The organism is Paenibacillus sp. PvR133 (assembly GCF_017833155.1).
GTDB lineage: Bacteria > Bacillota > Bacilli > Paenibacillales > Paenibacillaceae > Paenibacillus > Paenibacillus polymyxa_B.
Genome location: NZ_JAFIBS010000001.1, coordinates 4,387,714 through 4,408,876, shown reverse-complemented (window position 1 = coordinate 4,408,876; position 21,163 = coordinate 4,387,714). Strand labels below are relative to the sequence as shown.

The window sequence follows — 21,163 nt, the reverse complement described above, 5'->3', positions numbered from 1 at the left end:
GAGCGTGCCTTAACTTTGGACACGCCTTTTTTGCATTACAGATGTTTGATATAGGAGCTTTATATAATGAAGCTGGATTGAAGGTTAGAAGCCGAGTTTTACATGAACTTTGGATGTCTGATTTATCTTGTCCCTCTCTAGTAAGGAATCATTAAGTTTACATAATATATATTATGTTTTTTGTGTGGTAAAATCTGCAAGTGGATCACTCTTATCAAGTGTCCACTTGCAGATTCAAGTTTCACTGACCATATAAAAATAACTTATTTTTTATATTGAGAATATACGCATGTGTCTATATTTCATTTTCCGGGGGAGATTCAATCATCACTCCTTCGACATGCTTGCGTCCCAGCAGTTTTCGTTTTTTGCGGTTTTCCTTGGTTTCTAAAACAATATCCAGATCATAGTCGTCAGGATACAATTCAGTAGCAGCGATGTGAAGGGCGAGCCTCTTTTTGTTTATGGTTAGCTTCTGTCCTTGGATTAAAATCCCGACATTCCCCCGTTCATCCTCGGTTTTGTATACAATTCCAGTTCGATCCAGGTAGCCTACGTAAACACTATCACCAAGGGCAAATGGCTTGGTTTTGAGAGGAATTTCTTGTTTCCCCCGTTTTGTGACTGTACCGTCTAAAGCTGCTTTTTTAGGGAGAGGCTTATTTGCATCATCAGACTTTTCATCATCTACAGAAGGGGGAATAACAAACGATTCCTGTGTTTTCCGAGACACTCTGCCTGCAGAAATGGCCTCAGAACGCTCGATAATACGTGTCCACATGCCCAGCTTCAAGGCAATCGCATATGCATAGCTTTCTCCGGCCTCTCCAATGCGAAGTCGATACAAAGGTTGTAGCGTTTCGGTATCAAACTCCATACGAGCATTCTGAAATCCCGGTGTGTTTTCAGCAAAATGCTTGATTTCGCTAAAGTGGGTTGTAGCCACTACTGTCGCCCGGCGACGGTGGAATTCTTCTAGCAACGCGATAGAGAGGCCTACCCCTTCTCCCGGATCGGTACCAGATGCCATCTCGTCAATCAGGATCAGAGTAGAGTTGCCCGTCGTTTCTAAAATGCTAATCATGTTGCGGATGTGTGCAGAAAAGGTGCTCAAAGCATGTTCAATGCTTTGTCCATCCCCGATGTCAACCACAATTTCCTCGAATACTGCCATTCGGCTGCCATGCAAAACAGGTACCAGTAGCCCAGATTGCACCATTAATGTTAATAGACCGACGCTTTTGAGGGCCATCGTTTTTCCGCCTGTGTTCGGTCCGGTGATGATGAGTGAGGAATATCCTTCACCAATTGAGAAATCAAGCGGCACCATGGTATTGGACATCAACGGGTGACGTGCACCTCGGATGTCTATAATCCCGTCAAGGTTAAGTTCGACAGGGACAGCATCCAGAGTCATGGCGTATTTGGCTTTTGCCAATAAAAAATCCAGTGCACCTACCGTCTCTGTATTGATGCTTAGTTCCCGGTTGTATGACTCAGCCATTGCCGTCAGGTCTCCCAGCACTTTCATTTCTTCTTTTGATTCTTCTGTCATGTTCGCGCTCTGATCGAATTGCAGATTCGTGATCTCGGCAGGTTCAACGTAAACCGTTTGACCACTTCCCGATTCATCCAGTACATTGCCTTTCACTTGTTTACGGAATTCTTTTTTGATTGGAAGCACGTAACGGCCATTGCGCTGACTAATCATATTTTCCTGCATAATGGATCGGTGACGGCTGGTGAGAGAGTCAAGTTTTCTCTTGATACGTTCTTCAGTAACCGCAATTTTTTTGCGAATTTTAGCTAGTTCTTTACTGGCGATATCCGTCACACGTCCCGAATGAATACATCTTTCGATTTCGGATAGAAGTGGCTCCATGCTATACATGGAAGATGCATAAGCGCTGACGGTTGGAGCAGCGTCCGCCTTGGAATGCATATATTTTATTAGTTGAATGCAGCTTCTAATGAATTGGGCCATATGAGAAAAATCGAGCTCGTTGAACATATACCCGGTTCCGAGCAGATGAAGAATGTGCTCCATTCCTTCCAACGAAGGAACAGGGACGCTTGCTCCATGGCGAATGATCTGTAAGGCTTCGTTCGTTTCGTCAAGACGAATCTTAATTGTACGGATATCAGCAATTGGCCGCATAGAAGCAGCGTGACGCTTACCCAGGTAAGAAAAAGCACATTCGGAAACTCTTGTTTTAATTTGATCATATTCCAAACGCAGCATTGTAGTTTCGTTCATGAATAAATCGCTCCTTTAGTTGTGTAGTGTCAGGATTTTGGAAACCTTGCTGTTAAAATAAAAAAGGGCGGAGAATGAACAAAACGTTCATTCTCCGCCCTTAAAGAAAGAGGGAATTTATCATCAAATAAGCCTGTTATGCAGCTTTTGTAGTTCCGAGTTCCGTGTTTCCAATTTATTCACGCAACAGCTCTTTTCTAAGCTATTTGGATCGAATGGAAGACGTTTAAAGGGAAGTTACAAAATCTGAAAACAAAAAAACCGCGCTGAACACAGCACGGAATAGGGCCTGGATGAAGATAATCCCGAAGGCGATTTATGATATCCGCATGTTCTTAACTAATATCAGGGTAACAACAAAGCAACAAACAAACCTGTCCCCGAAGGGTACAAGCGCCTGATGATACTCCCTGAATATGCAATTGCTTAGTTAAGAACGTTCACCGACATCAAAATCTCTCCCTTAATTGAAGATATAACCATACTATACGATTGGACAGGCATTGAAGTCAAGGCCGACTTCTTTAATTCGATACAATGGTGATCATAATAATAACATAATATATATTATGTTAACCTAGGTAGGGATTTAAGACGTCCGCAGTACCCGCCCTTTTCAGAAGAATCCGCACCTTGTCAGGACAACAGGGCCATGATGAGGGCTCTGAGACCTGCGGAAACCGGGAGGAATAACACTGTAAAATTATAGGAAGAATAGGAGCGATTCAATTTTATTTATAGTATAATGGTTACTTCAATATGGGATGAAAACAGGGAAAGAGGAAACGAATGCCTACTATACTGGTTGCTGACGACGATGCGAACATTCGCGAACTCGTCTGTTTATTTCTACGCAACGACGGATTCGCAACAGCCGAAGCCGCAGACGGCAAGGAAGCACTGACCGTCTACGCTACAACGCATGTCGATCTTGTCGTGCTCGATATTATGATGCCGATAATGGATGGTTGGACGTTATGCAAGGAGCTCAGAAGAGCCAATCCTGATCTTCCCTTACTTATGCTGACTGCGAGAGGCGAAACATGGGAGAAAGTGAAAGGTTTCGAACTTGGAACAGATGATTATTTGACGAAACCGTTTGATCCACTGGAATTGACAGTTCGGGTCAGAGCACTGCTGAAACGCTATCGGATTGGCACCACGCAGATGATCCAGTTCGGCAACGTCATCCTTGATCGGCAGACCTATAAGGTGATGAGAGGGACGGAGTCGCTCACGTTGCCGCTCAAGGAGTTCGAATTGCTGTATAAGCTCGCTGGAACACCTGGACAAGTGTATACGCGCGAGCAGTTGATCGATCAAATTTGGGGGATCGATTATACTGGAGATGATCGAACGATAGACGTACATATTAAACGCCTGCGCGAACGGTTCGCTACAACACCCGATTTTCGTATCGAGACGGTGCGTGGACTTGGCTACCGGCTTGAGGTTTACGAATGATCAGATCCTTATATACACGTGTTGTCCTGACATTTCTGGTCTCCGTCCTCGCGGGCACGATCATTGCTTTTTTTGTAACATTTTGGGTGTTTGAAGAGAAATTGAACGAAAATTTGCAAACCACCTTATTTAACTTTGGTCAGGACATTGTCCGGGTTTACGAAACCATTCCGTTACGTGAAGCGGACTTATTCGTAACTGGAATGAAACAACTCGATTCCTATTATATTCGAATTTTTGATGAAACGGGGCAGTTCCAGTCTTACGGAACGCTTAACGGACAAAAACCTGTTACTGTGACGATGGATCAAGTAAGGAAAGTATTGGGTGGAGAAGTTGTTCAAGTTAATCCGAGTAGTGTTTCAATGAACCTCTTGGGACTGAGGTTGAAAACGGAAATGGGAATGAAAGCGATGTTTGTGGAGCCGCTTATGTATCCTTCCGTCTCTTTTGCCCAAAAATGGTTATTTACTTTTTTGACCTATTCGTTGGTAACAGGAAGTCTATTGATTTTGGTTGCCTCTATATTCCTAGTCAGACCGATCAAAAAACTGACAAAAGCGACCAGACGTATAGCAGTTGGAGATTTCAACGTCAAGCTGAATATTAAGCAAAAGGGTGAGCTAGGTACTTTGGCTCGCAGCTTTGAAGAAATGATGCATGATCTACAGCAACTTGAGCAGATGCGTAGGGAGTTCGTCACGAATGTGTCGCATGAAGTTCAGTCGCCGCTCACCTCGATATCCGGTTATGCTATAGCACTCAAGCAAGTAGATATAGCAGATAACGAGCGAAGTCGTTATCTCGATATCATCATCGCGGAAGCAGATCGGATGTCCAAGATGAGCGATAGCCTGCTAAAGCTGAGTTTGCTTGAATCGCAGTCACAGCAGATGCGGCTGGTCACGTTCAGCCTTGATGAACAGATCAGACGAGTCATCGTCGCGATCCAGCCGCAATGGTCGGCTCGCAACATCCGTTTCAAGCTCAATTTGAAGACCGTTCGCCTATTGGCGGATCAAGATCAATTAAACCAGGTATGGACGAACATACTCGGTAATAGCATCAAATTTTCCAAGGATGGCGGCGTTATTAACGTAAGCATCAAGCAAGATATCAAAAGCGTAACAGTCCGAATATCCGATACGGGCATTGGTATTTCCCTTGAGGACCAGAAGCGTATATTCGAGCGATTTTTTAAAGCTGATCGTTCCCACAGTCGTAAATATGGCGGTAGCGGTATGGGACTCGCCATCGTTAAACAGATCGTATCGCTTCATGAAGGCGACATTCGAGTGGAAAGTGAACCCGGCCAAGGAACGACCGTCATTGTCACCTTGCCAATCACAACGCCACCAGATTAGTTAGATTCATAGGGTATCATTCGGATTATCTAAGCCGCATTTTCCATGATACAGCATAATGTGCAGTTTCCTTGGACAACGTAGCATTTTTTTGCTTGTTCATACTCCGTTCATATTGTCGTCATAGGGAGTACATCTTCTTTCGTTAAGCTTTCATTAGCGGCTCGTTAAGGTAGCCCAACAAACAGAATGGGGACAGGAGAAGTTGAGCGTGAAACGAAGAGAGGTAATGAAAATGAGGAATGGAACGAGAACAAATAAAGTACGAAGCATTTTGCTTAAAATAATAGGAACAATAATTATAGCAATCGTGCTTTTTCTAGCCGTTGTCTATACAGTTAATATTATCAGCAGCAAATCAGAGCAAGGAAAAATACAATCCTATGGTCAGTTCGTACCTGTAGATGGGAAAAAAATGAATGTTTTGATTCAAGGAAAAGGCGAAGAGACCGTCGTGTTACTACCAGGTTATGGAACAGCAGCACCAGCACTTGATTTTAAACCGCTAGTAGAAGAGCTATCTCCATTTTACAAAGTCATCGTTATTGAGCCTTTTGGTTATGGATTAAGTGATCTAACCGAAAAGGAACGAAACACAGAGAATATTGTAAGTGAAATTCATGAAGCTTTACAGAGTCTTAAAATTGACCGATATATTCTAATGGGTCATTCCATTGCAGGCATTTACGGACTGGATTATGTGAACAAATATGAAAACGAAGTGAGTGCTTTTGTCGGGATTGATAGCAGTGTTCCAACGCAAGGTGGTATGGATGCTGAATTACCAATAAAAACGTTTAAATTTCTCAAAAAATCAGGTTTAGCCAGATTGGTAATGAAACTTACTGGTGACCCATATGCTGGACTACCCTATGATGATGAAACAAAAGAACAAATGAGAATTCTTTCTCTCAAAAACATGTATAATTCCAGCACCTCAAACGAAATGGAAAATATTTATCCTAATTTTAAAGCAGCTAAAAATTTAACATTCCCAAAAAATCTGCCCCTTATTTTCTTTATACAAGCGAATAATACAGATGTGGAAAGATGGATACCACTACATGAAGAGCAAGTCAAAAATTCTGTTCATGGAAAAGTAATGACACTTGAAGGAGAACATTATTTACACCATACCAAATCAAAGGAAATCGTTGAAAACTTCAGGAGCTTTATGAAAGAAATAAAATAAGTGCACTGAAAAAGGCACATTCACTATTTTCTACAAATGTATAAGTGATATAAAAACCGTCCTTTGGTCATATCCCTGTCAAGTAGACAGATGAAAAAAGCTATGCAGCAGCGCGTGCGGATACTCAATCGGTGCGCGCTGTTTGAGTTAAGACTGAAATCACTCGTAGTTATAAAAGTAGAGACAACAACAGGCAGGTGAGCGTATCGTCCAATTGCTGAACGAGCCAGTGATGCTGGGTGACCAGCTGCCTTCGGAAAGACACGACATTGAGCTGAGGCGCATAAGTTTTGGGTATGGTGACCAGCCTGTACTGCGGGATGTGAGCAGGCTTATGCCATTCCGTTCTTTCACAGCGCTTGTAGGTCCTTCTGGTAGCGGAAAAAGTACGGCCTGTATGCACGATTGTGGAAAAGACAGCATGAAGGAAGAGAGTCATAATCTGTATGAATTCATGATACAAACATTAAGAAACCGCCCCCGGAGGATGCCATATCATATCTCCAGGGGCGGTTTCTTGTGCTGTTATTTAGAATCATCAGCTATGACAGCTTGTACGGGCTGCCTGTCACGAAGCAATGGTAACAACAGCATCGCTCCGACCAAAAACAAGCCGGCGCTCACGGTATATACGGTGTTCAGGGAGGATTCGTGTTTGAGTGTTCCGCCGATACTCATACCGACGACCATCATCCCGGAGAACAGGGGAGAGAGGGCACCACCGACGCGGCCGATAAAAGCAGCTTCGGCGTTTTTCATCATCATTGTGTTGATACCGATATGAATGCAAGGATAAAATAGGCCGCTGAAAACTTGTAGTGCCATGGTCAGCACAATATTGTGTGACCATCCGACACCAAAGGTTGTCAGTGTGCTGACCAAAAGTCCGGCCACCAGCAGCAATTGCGGCTGTGCTTTTTTGGCAACCCCCATAATCAGGCCGCCTCCCACCAGCATAGCCGCTCCGTTCGCCATTAACGGCCATTGCAGGAATTCCTTGTTTTGTCCAAGGTTCTCGATGGCGACAAAAACCATTAATGGTTGAATAAGTCCGACCGCCAGCCCAATTACGGTAAATGTTCCCCCAAGCGTGCGAAGTGTGCGGTTATTCCATACATAACGTATTCCTTCTTTAAGCTCTTGAATGAAATGAGTGGGTTGATCATCTATCTCAAGTGATTGTTCATCTTGTGGAATGCGAGTCAGAACAAGCGCCGAGATGAGAAACAATATTCCGGTTATAGACATTGAAGTGAAAATTCCAAAGTGTTGATAAATAAATGTACCGATAACAGGGCCGATAACCATAAATAATGCCATGAGAGATTGAAAAAGGGCCATCACTCCCTGTAGCTGTTCTGGTGCTACATGCTGCTTAAATATCTTCATCGCAGACGGCTGAGAAAATTGAGATAGAATGGCTGAAAAGAAAGTGGACAGCAAAAGCACCTGCCATGACCCGTACCATAATGCCAACAAAACAATAAAAATAGAGGCCGCGGATAGCAAATCGCAACTAATCATGGTCCGTTTGGGCCGCCAACGGTCCGCGAATGTTCCTCCAATGATAGCGAACAGAAAAATAGGCATGAATTCAGCAACCGAAATGAGCGATACGTATACGGGATCATTATTAGTCAAATCTGTTACATACAACAGTATGGCAAAGTTGCGCACCCAAATGCCCAAATTTAGCAGCGCATTGGAGGCGATAATGGTCCTTATATATGGATTTTTAAACAACAACAAACTCTCCTTTCCTGTTTTCAGGGCGCAACCCCCTTGAAATATCATTTTATATAAACAAAATATATTTTTGTCTATATAATAATAGATAATATAATAAATTGACTACTGATTAGTCAAATGTTTTTTGAAATCATGAAGAAAGTAGAGCATGGAAAATAAAGAGGTCAATGATCCTTAAGGACGTGAATTAGAATAGTGGTAAAAGTACTCACTTTAAACTTGTGAATTGGGAATGATAACTAAACGAAAAAATGATCAACATAATAAATATTATGTTAACTAAAATGTTTATCTAGTAATAGGGATCTGAATCCGATGTACCTTTTAAAATCATAGTGATATAATTACGCGTACATGCCTGAAAAGGAGCGAATGGAACGTAAATGAACTTTCAAGTGGATTTTTTATCTTTTTTTGTAATTCAGGTAGATGGAAAAGAAGGACAGGGTGGTAAGTCCTATAAGCATTACGCTACAATGGACGACTACGATTATGACGAAAGCGATGTAAAAAAATTTCTGGACGGGGAATTTGCTCGTATTAGCAAGCGAAAGGTTGAAAAAAACCCCAGCACAGAGCAGGCACCGACCAAAATCGGCCGCTTTATCGTCGAACCGGAGCATGAATTGAGCAGTAATCCGAATTTTAATATGTTCGCCCGACTGCGGGCAGCAGAGGATAAGGAAGATTTTAAAAATGCTTGTGACGATCTGGTGCGGATGTATCTGGATACAAGCGCAGTACGCGGCGGAGCGCTGATCATTGTACAGGCTACCTTGAATACACACTCGGATGATCCGTTTATTTTTGTGCTTAAATGTGATTTCGAACCTAAAATTGCCAGAATTACTGAAAGCAGTCTGGTGAGTGAGGTCGAAATGGCTATTTCTGCCCGTAATATGAAATCCATCATGTATCCTTACATGCTTGAGGAAGGAATGAACGATGAGTGGGAGCTTAAAATTCACCAGTCTTCGCATGCCCGGTATTTTGAAGATTTTTTGAAATTCGTGACGTATGAGCAATCCATGCCCGAAATCGTCAATGAGCATGTCATGGGCTTCGTTCAGAACTATGTAGAAACCAAATGGCCGGATGCATCTAATGAGGAAAGACAGCAGGAAGAGCGCGATCTGGAATTGTGGGCGGCTAGCGAAAAACGGGATCTGCAAGGGAAATGGGAACCCCTTCAGGTCGTAGAGGCTGCACAGCATATTGTCGAGCTGAAACCAGAAATTGAAGTTCGTTTCAAACTAGATGATACGGCCGTGCGTGGGCTACTGTCCGACTTTGGCGCCAAGCTGCATATCACGAAACTTCATGATAGATATGCACTTATTATTGAAGGTGATGCATTTACGTTTGAAAAGGGATTTTCACCGATTGAGTTGCTCCAACCTGAATCGTTTGAAACGGTGGCTGAGCGGCTAAAAGAGAAACGCCAACATGAAAATGAGGACGTGGATGGCGATACGCCACCTTGGTAATTCGAATGCATAGCAGGACGACAAACTGAACTTTTACATTATAATGAATAAAAAACTGGCCTCTCAACGGATATTACCGCTGTGGAGGCCAGTTTTGTTTAGTATTTATGTTCGCGATCTACATATGAACTTTGCTAATTTGATCTTTCAGCTTGTCCGCAGATTGAAGCAACCTTGCACGTTCCTCGTCATTGAGCGGAAGATCCAAAATTTCACGTACCCCATTGTGATCTACGATACTTGGAACACCTAAATATACGTCAGATACTCCGTTATAATCTTCCAGCAAGGTGGACACATTAAGTACCGACCCCTCGTCCCCGAGAATGGCGGCTACGATTCGGTCGAGAGCCAGCCCGATAGCATAAGAAGTTGCGCCTTTAGCATCTATAATTTCATAGGCAGCATTCTTGGTATTTTCAAAAATTTCATTTTTCGTTTCTTCACCCAGTTCCAGTGGAGTTCCAGCTACGTTGGCTGTGCTCCATACAGGTAACTCAGAGTCACCATGTTCTCCAATAATATGGGCGTGGATGCTTCGTGGATCGATGCCCTTTTGCTTCCCGATCAGATAGCGGAAGCGTGCGCTGTCCAGCAACGTTCCTGATCCAATGACTCTGCTTGAAGGCCAACCACTGCGTTTCCAAGAGATGTAGGAGAGAATGTCCACTGGATTGGTTGCGATCAGCAAAATGCCATGTGTATTGACCTTGACGATATTATCAATAATACTTTCAAAAATTTCGGCATTACGCTTCAGTAAATCAATGCGCGTTTCTCCCGGCTTTTGTGAAGCGCCCGCTGTAACAATAATGATATCTGCATCACGGCAGTCTTCATAATCACCTGCCCACACTTTGACACCACCGAGAAAGGGAAGCCCATGATTCATATCGAGCATTTCCCCCTTCGCCTTTTTGACGTTGACATCAATAAAGACAAGTTCTGACATGCGTTGGCGCAGCAGTAGGGTGTAGCCGGTTGTTGTGCCAACCGCTCCCATGCCGACAATAGCCACTCTACTTCGTTTGTAAGGTTTTAAGCTCATAAAATCCTCATCTCCTTCTCGGGTTGTATACCTTTTCATTTTGGGATATTACTTAAAAATTTATCTTTCCAACTCAGTGTACCCTATATACTAACCCACCGCAAAGAAATATGACATTTTTCCTTGACTTCAAAGGCGAGCTCGCTAATAATTAATCGAATGATAAGAACACGCACTAAAGCGTTGCAGCACCGATATTGACGCATGAAATTATGGAAAGAGGATTCGGCATATGGACTTATTTCGAAAAAAAACAGGACTGCTCCCGCATGAGGAAAGCGGATCTACAGGTCGCTTAAAGAGAACAATGGGTGCCTTTGATCTCACCATGCTAGGTGTAGGATGTATTATCGGTACCGGGATTTTTGTTATTACTGGCAAGGCAGCAGCAGAAAATGCAGGTCCTGGATTGATGCTCTCCTTTGTTATTGCAGGTATTGCCTGCGTACTAGCAGCCTTGTGCTATGCGGAGCTTTCATCTACAGTTCCCGCAGCTGGGAGCGCTTATGCGTATAGTTATATTGTATTTGGAGAAATTTTGGCCTGGGTACTGGGGTGGGACCTAATTCTGGAATATGGAGTGGCGGCCGCCTCTGTGAGTAGTGGATGGTCTGCTTACTTTCAAGGCTTGCTGGCTGGATTTGATGTACATTTACCGCTGGCTTTAACCGCAGCCTTCGATTCAACTAAGGGGACCATTATTGATCTACCAGCCGTGTGCATCATTATGCTCATCACATTGTTACTGAGTCTCGGAGCCAAGGAGACGGTCCGATTCAATTTAATAATGGTTTGTGTTAAAGTCGGAGTTGTATTGCTATTTATTGGGATCGGTATCTTTTATGTTAAGCCTGACAACTGGACACCATTTTTGCCTTATGGATTTTCTGGTGTTTTGAGTGCTGCGGCAATCGTATTTTTTGCTTATCTGGGTTTCGACGCCATCTCAACTGCAGCCGAAGAGGTTCGCAATCCGCAACGGAATATGCCCATCGGTATTATTTCTTCTCTAGCGATCTGCACAGTACTGTATATTGCGGTTTCAGTTGTGCTAACGGGAATGGTACCTTATACGCAGTTGGGGGTAAGTGATCCTGTTGCGTTTGCTCTCCGCTTTATTCATCAGGATTTCGTAGCCGGATTGATTTCAGTCGGTGCGATTGCGGGGATGACGACCGTTTTATTGGTGCTCTTGTATGGTCAAACGCGGTTAATTTTCTCCATGTCACGTGATGGCCTTTTACCCGTTTTTTTATCTAAAATAAATGCCAAAACTCAAACGCCAATTCGAAGCACTTGGCTGGTGGGCAGCATTATCGCATTGGCTAGTGGATTGTTCCCGTTACATGCACTGACCAATCTGACGAGTATTGGAACCCTATTCGCTTTTGCTGTGGTATCGGTAGGAGTTATCGTTCTGCGCAAGAAACGCCCTGATTTGAAAAGAGGCTTTACCGTGCCGTGGGTTCCGTTGCTCCCACTTTTAAGTGCTTTGGTTTGCATCGGTCTGATGCTTCAGCTTCATATTAGCACCTGGATTGGATTCATTGTGTGGCTCCTGCTTGGATTGTTGATCTATTTCTTCTATGGATACCACAAAAGTTTGTTGAACCGTAAATCTTAATAAATTCTAGTATAAAAAAAGCCGGCATCCTGCACTTTTGTGAAGGGTCCGGTTTTTTTTGACATTACGCGAAAAGTGTCACATAGAGGCGTTTATGGTATAATTCTGTTTCAGATAAGCTTTTGGCACGTGATTACAGCATGCCATCGAGGGAGGATTTTATATGAAACTGCGCTGGCGTGCGCTCTTGGGGGGAGTACTGCTGCTGACGGGCATTCTACTGACTGCCTGTTCTGCTGAAGCCCCAGATACGTTAACTAAACCTCCGATTGAGGAACCTGATGACCAGGGTCAGACGATTACAATTAATCCACCAGTGACTCCAAAGGTGGGCGATCCCAACGCCAAATATGTAGTACAGACGCGAATAGCGGATTTTCATTTAATTGATAACAATAAAGGGCTAGTTTGGGGAGTTACCCATAATGAGCTCCGGCTTTATGATACTCATGATGGCGGAAAGACATGGAATAATATTTCCCCCTCCGAAAACGTCCAATTTCAAGACAAGCTTGAATATGGGAAGGACATCAGTTTCACTGATTCTCGTCACGGTTGGGTTGTCCGTCAAAATTTGGACAAAACAGCAACCGTCATTCTGAGAACAGCAGATGGAGGACAGAGCTGGGATGTTTCAGCGCTTCCAAGCGGGGACCATGTGAGCTCGATTCAATATGTAAATCCAACTACTGGCTGGATCATGGCATATGTAAATCTGAATGAGCAGGATCAACAAAAACTGTTGTATCACACCACTGACGGGGGAGCCACATGGAATAAAGTTGCGCAAAGTTCGGGTATGACATCCAACAAATCAGGCTCAGGTTTACCCGATCGGGGCAGCCTGGCGGGGATGAGCTTTTCTTCCAACAATCAGGGGTTTGTAGCGATCAATCTGGATAACAGTGTTAAGTTGTACAAGACTTTGAATCAAGGGAAAACCTGGACTCCGGTAGCTAACAGAATACAGGGCTGCCCTCAGGCCAAAGCAGAAGCCCAGCAGTCTCTGAAAGGGAGCAGTGCCTCGTACTGGATTCCGGTTCTTTGCTATGGGGATAAGGCCATAAAATATAACGGACTGTTTACAAACGATACAGGGACACAATGGAACGGTGTGCCTTTGGGTCTGAGTAGCAACATTAATTCTATTATCCCTGGCCGTACGTTTCTAAATGAAAAGGAAGGGTGGATCATAACCGAGACCGGAATGAGCCGTACAATGGATGGGGGGAAGACGTGGACAAGTCTCACAGGCAACAAAGTGCTACCTTTGAAGCTAAAAGACTACCCACGATCGGTTAAGCTCCGTTTCGCTTCTTCTTCGGTGGGTTGGCTCCTTTTGGAACGCCTTGATGATAAGAAGTCACTGCTGCTGAAGACGACGGACGGCGGTGCGAACTGGAGAATTTTATAATCGCTATAAAGCTGATTGCCCTGGGGTGTTTTTCCCAGGGCGTTTTATTTTTAAAAAATTTAAATTTTATACGACTATATGTGAAAAAAATCACAAACCAACGAATAAGCCGCTGTTATACTAAACCTGTAAACAACGATAGGAGTGATAATCATGAGAGCGAATCAGGATCATATGTTAACCCAATACTACCTTCAATTTTGTTATACTTGCCAGGATGCCTATGGTTGCACGACTGAAGAGGACTGCAAGCAGTGTGCAGAGCGTTACGCTGAAGACGAAGATCATGAAGTTCTGAATGAAACACAACGTTATCTCCAGCTTGTACATGTGTAAATCGATGCATCATTCTGATATCGCCATATCTTGAGCCTCCCGGATTATTCCGTGGGGGCTCTTGGCGTTCTTGAGAGTTGCTATCAAATTTGGGCAGGAACATACATATACTGTTATAGAAAGCTTAGGTCAGGTCAGGATGCCCGGTAGTTTCCCTGTGGAATGCCTGGCGGAGAGGAGTGCGGTGCATGGGATTTGAGTCATTATGGATGTTCGATTGGCTGGGCACGGTACTGCCCGTATTTTTCGTTGTCGTGTTGGGAATTGTCGTGTTGTCTGCAGGCAGGGAAGTCATGGAATGGAGTCGGAATAAAAGACAGCCTGTATTGACGGTCGGTTCCCGAATTACAGCCAGAAGGACACATCTCCAACAGAGGCGGCAGGAGGAACAAGGGACTCGTACCTATACTTTCTATTACGTAACCTTCGAGGTGGAGAGTGGCGACCGGATGGAGTTCAAGGTATCTGGGGAAGAATATGGTCAATGCGCTGAAGGTGATGAGGGACGGCTTACTTTTCAGGGTACAAGGTATATCGGGTTTCAGCGTCTTAATCGCTATAGCTTGGAACAGGTTAAAATGTAGAATTCAGTCTAATGTTCTTGGACTCATTTACAGCCTTCTGCGAGAAATCAGGATAGGGGGCTGTAGATGTTTCTTGTACAGCACATTTTGGTACATATATACTAGAACAGAGTAGTTCAGAGGAGGAATGATTTGTGTCATTTGAGGGACAAGTTGTCATTGTAACAGGAGCGGCGCATGGCATCGGGAAAGAGGTTGCTTTTGCCTACGCTGCTCAGGGTGCCCATGTTGTATTTGCGGACCACAATGAGGAAGAGGGTGCCGCAGCCGCTGCAGCAGCCCGGAACGAGGGCTATCAGGCCATTTTTATTCCTTGTGATGTGCGGAAGGAAGAGGATATTGTAGCCCTAATCCGTGCCACGGAAGAAGAATACGGTACGATTCATACGCTAATTAACAACGCTGGCGTGTCCAAATGGAAATCTCCATATGAGTTAACGATAGCAGAATGGGATGACATTTTGAATACAAACGTACGCAGCTGTTTTATTGTCACTAGGGAAGCGGCTAAGGTAATGAAACGAAACGTAGAAGGTGGCTCTGTGGTCAATATGACCTCTACACGAGCTTTCATGTCAGAGCCGGATACAGAAGCCTACGCGGCATCCAAAGGAGCCATTGCGGCCCTTACACACGCGATGGCTATGTCGCTAGGAAAGGACGGGATTCAGGTCAATTGCATCAGTCCAGGGTGGATTGAAACCGGGGATTATGAGCAACTGCGTGCAGAAGACCATCAACAGCATCCGTCTGGGCGAGTAGGAACCCCTAAAGACATCGCACGGGCCTGTCTGTATTTGACACAACCTGGCAATGATTTTGTAACAGGCACGAATCTGGTAGTAGATGGTGGCATGACGCGCAAAATGATTTATGAGCCATAATAAAAGCCTAAATGAGTAGTCCCAGTCTTGGGGCTATTTTTTTGTTTTTCTGGACTGTCACCCATTGGGCATTTGTACCATACGATAGGGTATGTGATGGAGAAGCGAGGAGGGGACGCGGTGGCTGTAATCAAGACCAACTCAGAGGATGTAAGGACCCTCGCCCGACTGATGCGGGCTGAGGCCGAAGGCGAAGGAGAGCAGGGAATGCTCATGGTCGGTAATGTTGGGGTGAACCGGATTTTATCCAATTGCCTGGATTTCCAGGGCATACGTATGATGAATGACATGGTGTTTCAAAGCCCCGGCGGGTTTGAGGCTACTCAGAAGGGGTATTTTTATCAGAAAGCCCGTGATCGGGACATTCGACTTGCCCAGCGTGTAATCAATGGAGAGAAAATACGTCCGGCATCCAATTCATTATGGTTTTTCAGACCTGCCGGAGACTGCCCAGATACCTGGTATAGCCAGGTCAATACCGGACGTTTTAAAGCCCACTGCTTTTTTAGCCCGACTGTACAGGATTGTCCTAATGTATATTAGACAATTTACAGAATGGCTTGAAGAATTAAATTTAAACCATTTTAGGAGGAATTTACATGATTTCACAGCAAGCTTACCGTCCCGTATCTTATGCTTCCGGCAATGGGTATCCCGAATGGCCAAGAGGGATGACTCCAATCGGAACCATGCAGCCTATGACTGGCTTTCCACCTCAAGTAAGTAGTGGCAGCCCTATGACACCAACGGGTACCGTAGTGCAGGTTCAGACTCCGCAATACGAGCAATCATACATCGAAAATATTTTACGCTTGAACTTAGGAAAAACGGGAACTTTTTATATGACCTATGAAAATAACCGGGAATGGAATGCGAAAATATTCAAAGGCATTCTGGAAGCAGCAGGTCGGGACCACATTATTATTAGTGATCCGGCGACGGGCAAACGGACCATTCTACTAATGCTAAACCTGGACTATGCAACATTTGATGAGCCGTTGTTGTACCAATATCCCGGCGTCATCGGGAACCCGGGTGCATCCCCGGTTCGCTGATGCCTTCATATATATGAGTCTACATCCTCTGCCAGACGGCAGGGGATGTATTTTGTTTATAATCTTTCTCAAATATAGTAGCTTTCTTGATGGTAAGCGGCGAAAACGAGAGCTTTACAACCTAAATGATAGAGGAGCTGTTTTTTCTGACATTGCTTGTGGTTTGACTGTATAGAGTATAGTTATATAATTAAATATAAGCTGATGAATGATCTAATCATTTATGCGGAATATGGCTTTGGAAGCCGGAAGGAGTGAATGTGTTGGGAAGTTGACGCTGCTTATGATGTGTTATCGTTCTGTCTATGATGAAACTATCCGAAGGAGGTGCGCCTGTCTGCCGTAATGACGGCTGATGGGGAGCATATTGAGTGACCCTTTACCGAGTATGTTTAACTTATTTATTGTTTTTGCATTAGTACTATTGAATGGTTTTTTTGTATCTGCGGAATTTGCCATGGTGAAGGTCAGAGGCAGCCGTATTGAAACATTGGTGGAAGCGGGCAATAAAAAGGCCGTGTACGCCGCCAATATGTTACACAACTTGGACGCTTATCTGTCTGCCTGCCAGTTGGGTATTACACTAGCATCGTTGGGACTAGGATGGATCGGAGAGCCGGCCATCGCACATTTGATCGAACCTGTATTTACAGCCGCCGGATTAGGAGCGGTATATGTGCACGGTACTGCCGTGGTTATTGCATTTATTGTCATTACGATTCTGCATATTGTGTTGGGTGAATTGGCGCCCAAAACGATAGCTATTCGTAAATCTGAGACCATTACGCTGTATTCAGCCATGCTGATGACTTGGTTTTACAAGTTGATGTATCCATTCATATGGGCGTTGAATGGAATGGCGAACAGCCTGCTGCGTTTATTCCGTCTGGAGCCGGTATCCGAGAATGACGATTCCGCGCATACCGGAGATGAAATACGCATTCTGATGAAAGAAAGCAATAAGAGCGGACTAATTGATAATACGGAATTGGCGCTTGTTGATAATATATTTGATTTTACCGACACGACCGCCAGGGAAATCATGATTCCGCGAACTGAGATGATCTGCTTATACAGTAATGAGTCCACAGAAGAAAATCTCGCGATTGCGACGGAAAGCATGAGAACCCGTTATCCAATCTGCGCCGAAGATAAGGACCATATTATCGGCTTTATCCATATTAAGGACCTTCTACGGGCGAACACACTGGATACCCGTACGATGATTCGACCGATTCTTGCTGTCCCTGAATCTACGCAAATTAGTGATCTGCTCAAACGTATGCAGCGTAGCAAGACGCAAATCGCAATTTTGATTGATGAATATGGCGGTACATCGGGTATGGTAACACTGGAAGATATTATGGAAGAAATCGTTGGTGAAATTCAGGATGAGTTCGATCAGGAACGTCCGAGTTGTGAGCAGATTAATGACGAGGAATTTTCCATTGACGGCATGTTATTAATTGATGAAGTGAACGATCGCTTTGGACTGGATCTTGATCATGAGGATTATGATACGGTAGGGGGCTGGCTATACTCACATGTCGAGGTTATTCCCCCACTGCCTGGCCAGTCTGTAGTGTTTGAGGGATGTATGTTCACGGTAGAAGAAGTTGAAAACAAGCGGATTTCACGTATTCGGCTGATAAAACAGCCTATCATCGTGGAAGAAGCAGGAGTCTCATAACGGAATAAATCTAGAGAGCGACCTTGAACGATGTGGGGTCGCTTTTTAATTTGTCTTCTTTACAGAATGGACATGAATTGATATGATGTTCGTGTAATTGTCAACCTAATTATATCGTTTTAGGTTGACAATAAAAAAGAACTTCCTCTACGCTGAACATCTTATCCATTTACATGATCATTAAATTTTGGGAGGCAAGAAGTATGAATTTACTAAACAAGGTTATAGAATGGGACTCGTTGGCTGAAAAAGCAATCCAAGGCAGCCGTGTATCGCTGGAAGAAGGCATAGCGGTACTGGAAGCCGACGATGAGGAATTATTACCGATTATGCAAGCTTCATTTCGGGTGCGGCATCATTTTTATGAAAAAAAAGTAAAGCTCAACATGATCATTAATGCCAAAAGTGGCCTATGCCCGGAGGATTGCGGTTATTGCTCACAATCTATCGTATCCACGGCGCCTGTGAGCAAGTACAGTATGTTGGACAAGGAATCACTGTTGGCTGGAGCTAGGGAAGCAGTAGCGCGGAGAGCAGGGACCTATTGCATCGTAGCTTCCGGCAAAGGTCCAACAGATCGAGAACTGGATCAGGTGATTGAGGCAGTACAAGAAATTAATCGCACGATGCCGCTCAAAATTTGCGCCTGCTTAGGGATTCTCAAGGGAGATCAGGCACGGCGGTTGGCAGAGGCTGGGGTACATCGATACAATCATAATTTAAATACAAGTAAGGCCAACTATCCCTCGATTACAACCACACATACATACGATCAACGCGTCGAAACTGTGAAAATGGCTCAATCTCACGGAATGTCTCCATGCTCTGGCGTTATTATCGGGATGGGGGAAACGAATGAGGAAATCGTTCAAATGGCTTATGCCTTACGGGAGTTAGATGCTGACTCTATTCCGGTTAACTTCTTGAATCCAGTCCCTGGAACCCCGTTGGAGGGAGCAAAGCGAATATCACCTATCCAAGCTTTGAAGGTGCTGGCACTGTTCCGCTTCATCTGTCCATCCAAAGAAATACGCGTTGCAGGTGGACGAGAGTTGAATTTACGCTCGTTACAACCGCTATGCCTGTATGCAGCGAATTCAATTTTTGTAGGAGATTATTTAACGACAGAAGGCCAAGAGGTCACATTTGATCATCAAATGATTGAAGATCTTGGTTTCGAAATTGAGATGTGTGCCCTTTCAGCCGTATAATAGAAATTGTACAAACTTGGAAGGGAGAGTTAAACGATGAGCGAAAAAGTATTTATTAGTCCAGGTAAATATGTGCAAGGGAAAAATGTGATTGATAAAGCTGGTGAGTATGTTAAGCCATTTGGTCATACTGCCTTGGTTATTGCGGACAAGCTGGTTTGGGAGATTGCAGCCGACCGCGTGGTAAAAAGTCTGGAACAGGCTGATATTGCGGCGGTTAAAATTGAGTTTCAAGGGGAAGCATCCAAAAATGAAGTCAACCGTATTGCGGATCAGGGACGAAGCGCCCAGGTCGGCATTGTCATTGGTGTAGGTGGTGGTAAAACGCTGGATACTGCCAAAGCTGTTAATGAACTACTCGGTTCCTCGGTTGTGATTATTCCAACAACCGCTTCTACAGATGCACCCACCAGTGCACTATCCGTTTTGTACACCGATGAGGGTGCATTTGATACCTATTCCTTTTTCAGTAAAAATCCGAGCTTGATTTTGGTGGACACGAAAGTCATTTCTCAAGCACCGCCTTTGTTCCTCTCCTCAGGCATTGCAGATGCTATGGCAACGTGGATTGAAGCCCGTGCGGTCATTGAAGCTCGCGCAACGACAATGGCTGGTGGTTTGCCAACCTTGGCGGCAGAAGCTATTGCGTCCAAGTGTGAGGAAGTTCTTTTCGATTACGGACTGCAGGCTTACGAATCCGTGAAACGCAAAGTCGTCACACCTGCGCTTGAAGCGGTAGTGGAAGCCAATACGTTGCTAAGCGGTTTGGGCTTTGAAAGCGGCGGTTTGGCAGGCGCACATGCGATTCACAATGGTTTTACCGTTCTGGAAGGAGACATTCATCACCTGACACATGGTCAGAAGGTAGCTTTTGGCACCTTAGTCCAGCTTGCCTTGGAAAAAAGACCTTTGTCCGAGGTGGAGCGGTATATTGACTTTTATCTAAAACTCGATCTGCCTGTCACGCTGGAAGACATTAAGCTCCAGAAAGCTTCCCGAGAGGATTTGTACCGGGTAGCTCAGGCTGCTACCAAAGAAGGCGAAACTGCTCACAATCTACCATTTGCTGTCACAGCGGATGATGTGCTTGATGCGATTTTAGCGGCTGACCAGTATTCACTTGCCTACAAGGCTAAGATTGGACATAGAAACTAACCCCATACGAAATAAAGTAGAATCAAAGGTCGCTGATCAGCGGCCTTTTTCCCATTATTTAACTTGCAGCTTATGTTATGATTTTTATGGTACATAATCAGGAAATGCCGGGAGTATATTTATGGATCCCCTAAAATTTGAGAGGAGTTTAGCGATGGCAAAATGGAATGTAGAAGATCAAGGTACTCAATATAGTATTGAATACAAGCGTAGCTTAACTGGCGGAAAAATTATTGTAAATGGAAGCGAGCAGAAGGTTAAAAGCCAGAACGCATTTTTGAACTTGATTGATTTTCCAATTAGATTGAAAGAAAAAGCTGTAAATGTTGTTGTCATTGGCAACAAAGCAGATTTAGCCGTGGACGGTGTGTATCTTGGGTCCAATCAACCTTATGTTCCTGTGAGTAAAGTTCCCGGCTGGAGTTGGGCTTTTGTCGTGGTCAGTTTAGTTATAGGATGGCTATTTGCTGGCATCTTTGGTCTGTGTTTGGGGATATTAGGCAGTATGTTTTATGTGAAATCATCTTTATCCATGCATCAAACCACCAATCGAAGAGTTGTAAATTGTCTTATTGTCTTTTTCATCATCAGCGTGATACAAATTGTTTTTGGAATTGCAGCGAATTCTTGGATTAACACGTTGTAAAAT

At 44.2% G+C, this 21,163-nt stretch carries 18 protein-coding genes and 1 pseudogene; 16 read left to right on the top strand and 3 right to left on the bottom strand.

Annotated elements, in window-relative coordinates:
* Positions 1 to 295: 295 nt before the first annotated feature.
* On the bottom strand, positions 296 to 2,257 hold the full coding sequence (locus tag JOE49_RS19140) for an endonuclease MutS2 (protein WP_209942440.1): 1,962 nt from the start codon (positions 2,255 to 2,257) through the stop codon (positions 296 to 298).
* A gap of 789 nt (positions 2,258 to 3,046) precedes the next feature.
* On the opposite strand from JOE49_RS19140, the gene JOE49_RS19135 reads away from it, so the two are divergent.
* The 4 genes and pseudogenes from JOE49_RS19135 to JOE49_RS26475 form a co-directional block, all read left to right on the top strand.
* Complete coding sequence (locus JOE49_RS19135; protein WP_023988895.1) at positions 3,047 to 3,721, top strand: response regulator transcription factor; 675 nt, start codon at positions 3,047 to 3,049, stop codon at positions 3,719 to 3,721.
* Positions 3,718 to 5,085 (top strand): sensor histidine kinase, encoded by a 1,368-nt coding sequence (locus JOE49_RS19130; RefSeq protein WP_209942438.1) that lies wholly within the window; start codon positions 3,718 to 3,720, stop codon positions 5,083 to 5,085. The genes JOE49_RS19135 and JOE49_RS19130 overlap by 4 nt, the downstream gene beginning before the upstream one ends.
* A gap of 229 nt (positions 5,086 to 5,314) precedes the next feature.
* Positions 5,315 to 6,277, top strand: a complete 963-nt coding sequence (locus tag JOE49_RS19125) for an alpha/beta fold hydrolase (RefSeq protein WP_202404184.1) — start codon at positions 5,315 to 5,317, stop codon at positions 6,275 to 6,277.
* A gap of 187 nt (positions 6,278 to 6,464) precedes the next feature.
* A pseudogene (locus JOE49_RS26475) lies at positions 6,465 to 6,668 on the top strand (ABC transporter ATP-binding protein); the annotation flags it as partial.
* 134 nt (positions 6,669 to 6,802) lie between these two features.
* On the opposite strand, the gene JOE49_RS19120 reads toward JOE49_RS26475, so the two are convergent.
* Positions 6,803 to 8,020, bottom strand: coding sequence for an MFS transporter (locus tag JOE49_RS19120; RefSeq protein ID WP_028541653.1), 1,218 nt, complete (start codon positions 8,018 to 8,020; stop codon positions 6,803 to 6,805).
* Between the two features lie 389 nt (positions 8,021 to 8,409).
* Here JOE49_RS19120 and JOE49_RS19115 point away from each other — a divergent pair, with 389 nt between their 5' ends.
* Positions 8,410 to 9,513, top strand: coding sequence for a DUF3900 domain-containing protein (locus JOE49_RS19115; protein WP_028541652.1), 1,104 nt, complete (start codon positions 8,410 to 8,412; stop codon positions 9,511 to 9,513).
* A gap of 118 nt (positions 9,514 to 9,631) precedes the next feature.
* On the opposite strand, the gene JOE49_RS19110 is transcribed toward JOE49_RS19115, so the two are convergent.
* Positions 9,632 to 10,561 (bottom strand): L-lactate dehydrogenase, encoded by a 930-nt coding sequence (locus JOE49_RS19110; RefSeq protein ID WP_013310450.1) that lies wholly within the window; start codon positions 10,559 to 10,561, stop codon positions 9,632 to 9,634.
* A gap of 232 nt (positions 10,562 to 10,793) precedes the next feature.
* Between JOE49_RS19110 and bcaP the strand changes: the two genes are divergently transcribed.
* From bcaP to JOE49_RS19055, 11 genes are all read left to right on the top strand, one after another.
* Positions 10,794 to 12,185, top strand: a complete 1,392-nt coding sequence (bcaP, locus tag JOE49_RS19105) for a branched-chain amino acid transporter BcaP (RefSeq protein WP_076295092.1) — start codon at positions 10,794 to 10,796, stop codon at positions 12,183 to 12,185.
* Positions 12,186 to 12,348: 163 nt separating this feature from the next.
* Positions 12,349 to 13,599: a WD40/YVTN/BNR-like repeat-containing protein gene (locus tag JOE49_RS19100; RefSeq protein ID WP_209942436.1), complete on the top strand. Its 1,251-nt coding sequence runs from the start codon at positions 12,349 to 12,351 to the stop codon at positions 13,597 to 13,599.
* A gap of 153 nt (positions 13,600 to 13,752) precedes the next feature.
* The gene (locus JOE49_RS19095) at positions 13,753 to 13,935 is read left to right on the top strand and encodes a hypothetical protein (protein WP_023988887.1); all 183 of its coding nucleotides are present in this window, start codon (positions 13,753 to 13,755) and stop codon (positions 13,933 to 13,935) included.
* Between the two features lie 188 nt (positions 13,936 to 14,123).
* Positions 14,124 to 14,519 (top strand): DUF2500 domain-containing protein, encoded by a 396-nt coding sequence (locus JOE49_RS19090; RefSeq protein WP_013371386.1) that lies wholly within the window; start codon positions 14,124 to 14,126, stop codon positions 14,517 to 14,519.
* A gap of 134 nt (positions 14,520 to 14,653) precedes the next feature.
* On the top strand, positions 14,654 to 15,403 hold the full coding sequence (locus JOE49_RS19085) for an SDR family NAD(P)-dependent oxidoreductase (RefSeq protein WP_209942434.1): 750 nt from the start codon (positions 14,654 to 14,656) through the stop codon (positions 15,401 to 15,403).
* A 120-nt stretch (positions 15,404 to 15,523) separates the two neighbouring features.
* Positions 15,524 to 15,946, top strand: a complete 423-nt coding sequence (locus JOE49_RS19080; protein WP_023988885.1) for a cell wall hydrolase — start codon at positions 15,524 to 15,526, stop codon at positions 15,944 to 15,946.
* A gap of 56 nt (positions 15,947 to 16,002) precedes the next feature.
* Positions 16,003 to 16,458 carry a spore coat protein GerQ gene (gene gerQ, locus JOE49_RS19075; RefSeq protein ID WP_023988884.1) on the top strand — a complete coding sequence of 152 codons (456 nt, stop codon included), beginning with the start codon at positions 16,003 to 16,005 and terminating at the stop codon, positions 16,456 to 16,458.
* A gap of 388 nt (positions 16,459 to 16,846) precedes the next feature.
* Entirely contained in the window at positions 16,847 to 18,148 is a 1,302-nt protein-coding gene (locus JOE49_RS19070; RefSeq protein WP_175405309.1) for a hemolysin family protein, read from the top strand.
* 203 nt (positions 18,149 to 18,351) lie between these two features.
* Positions 18,352 to 19,359 carry a biotin synthase BioB gene (bioB, locus tag JOE49_RS19065; RefSeq protein WP_209942432.1) on the top strand — a complete coding sequence of 336 codons (1,008 nt, stop codon included), beginning with the start codon at positions 18,352 to 18,354 and terminating at the stop codon, positions 19,357 to 19,359.
* 36 nt (positions 19,360 to 19,395) lie between these two features.
* Complete coding sequence (locus tag JOE49_RS19060; protein WP_209942431.1) at positions 19,396 to 20,514, top strand: glycerol dehydrogenase; 1,119 nt, start codon at positions 19,396 to 19,398, stop codon at positions 20,512 to 20,514.
* A gap of 154 nt (positions 20,515 to 20,668) precedes the next feature.
* The gene (locus JOE49_RS19055) at positions 20,669 to 21,160 is read left to right on the top strand and encodes a hypothetical protein (protein WP_023988880.1); all 492 of its coding nucleotides are present in this window, start codon (positions 20,669 to 20,671) and stop codon (positions 21,158 to 21,160) included.
* Positions 21,161 to 21,163 lie beyond the last annotated feature (3 nt).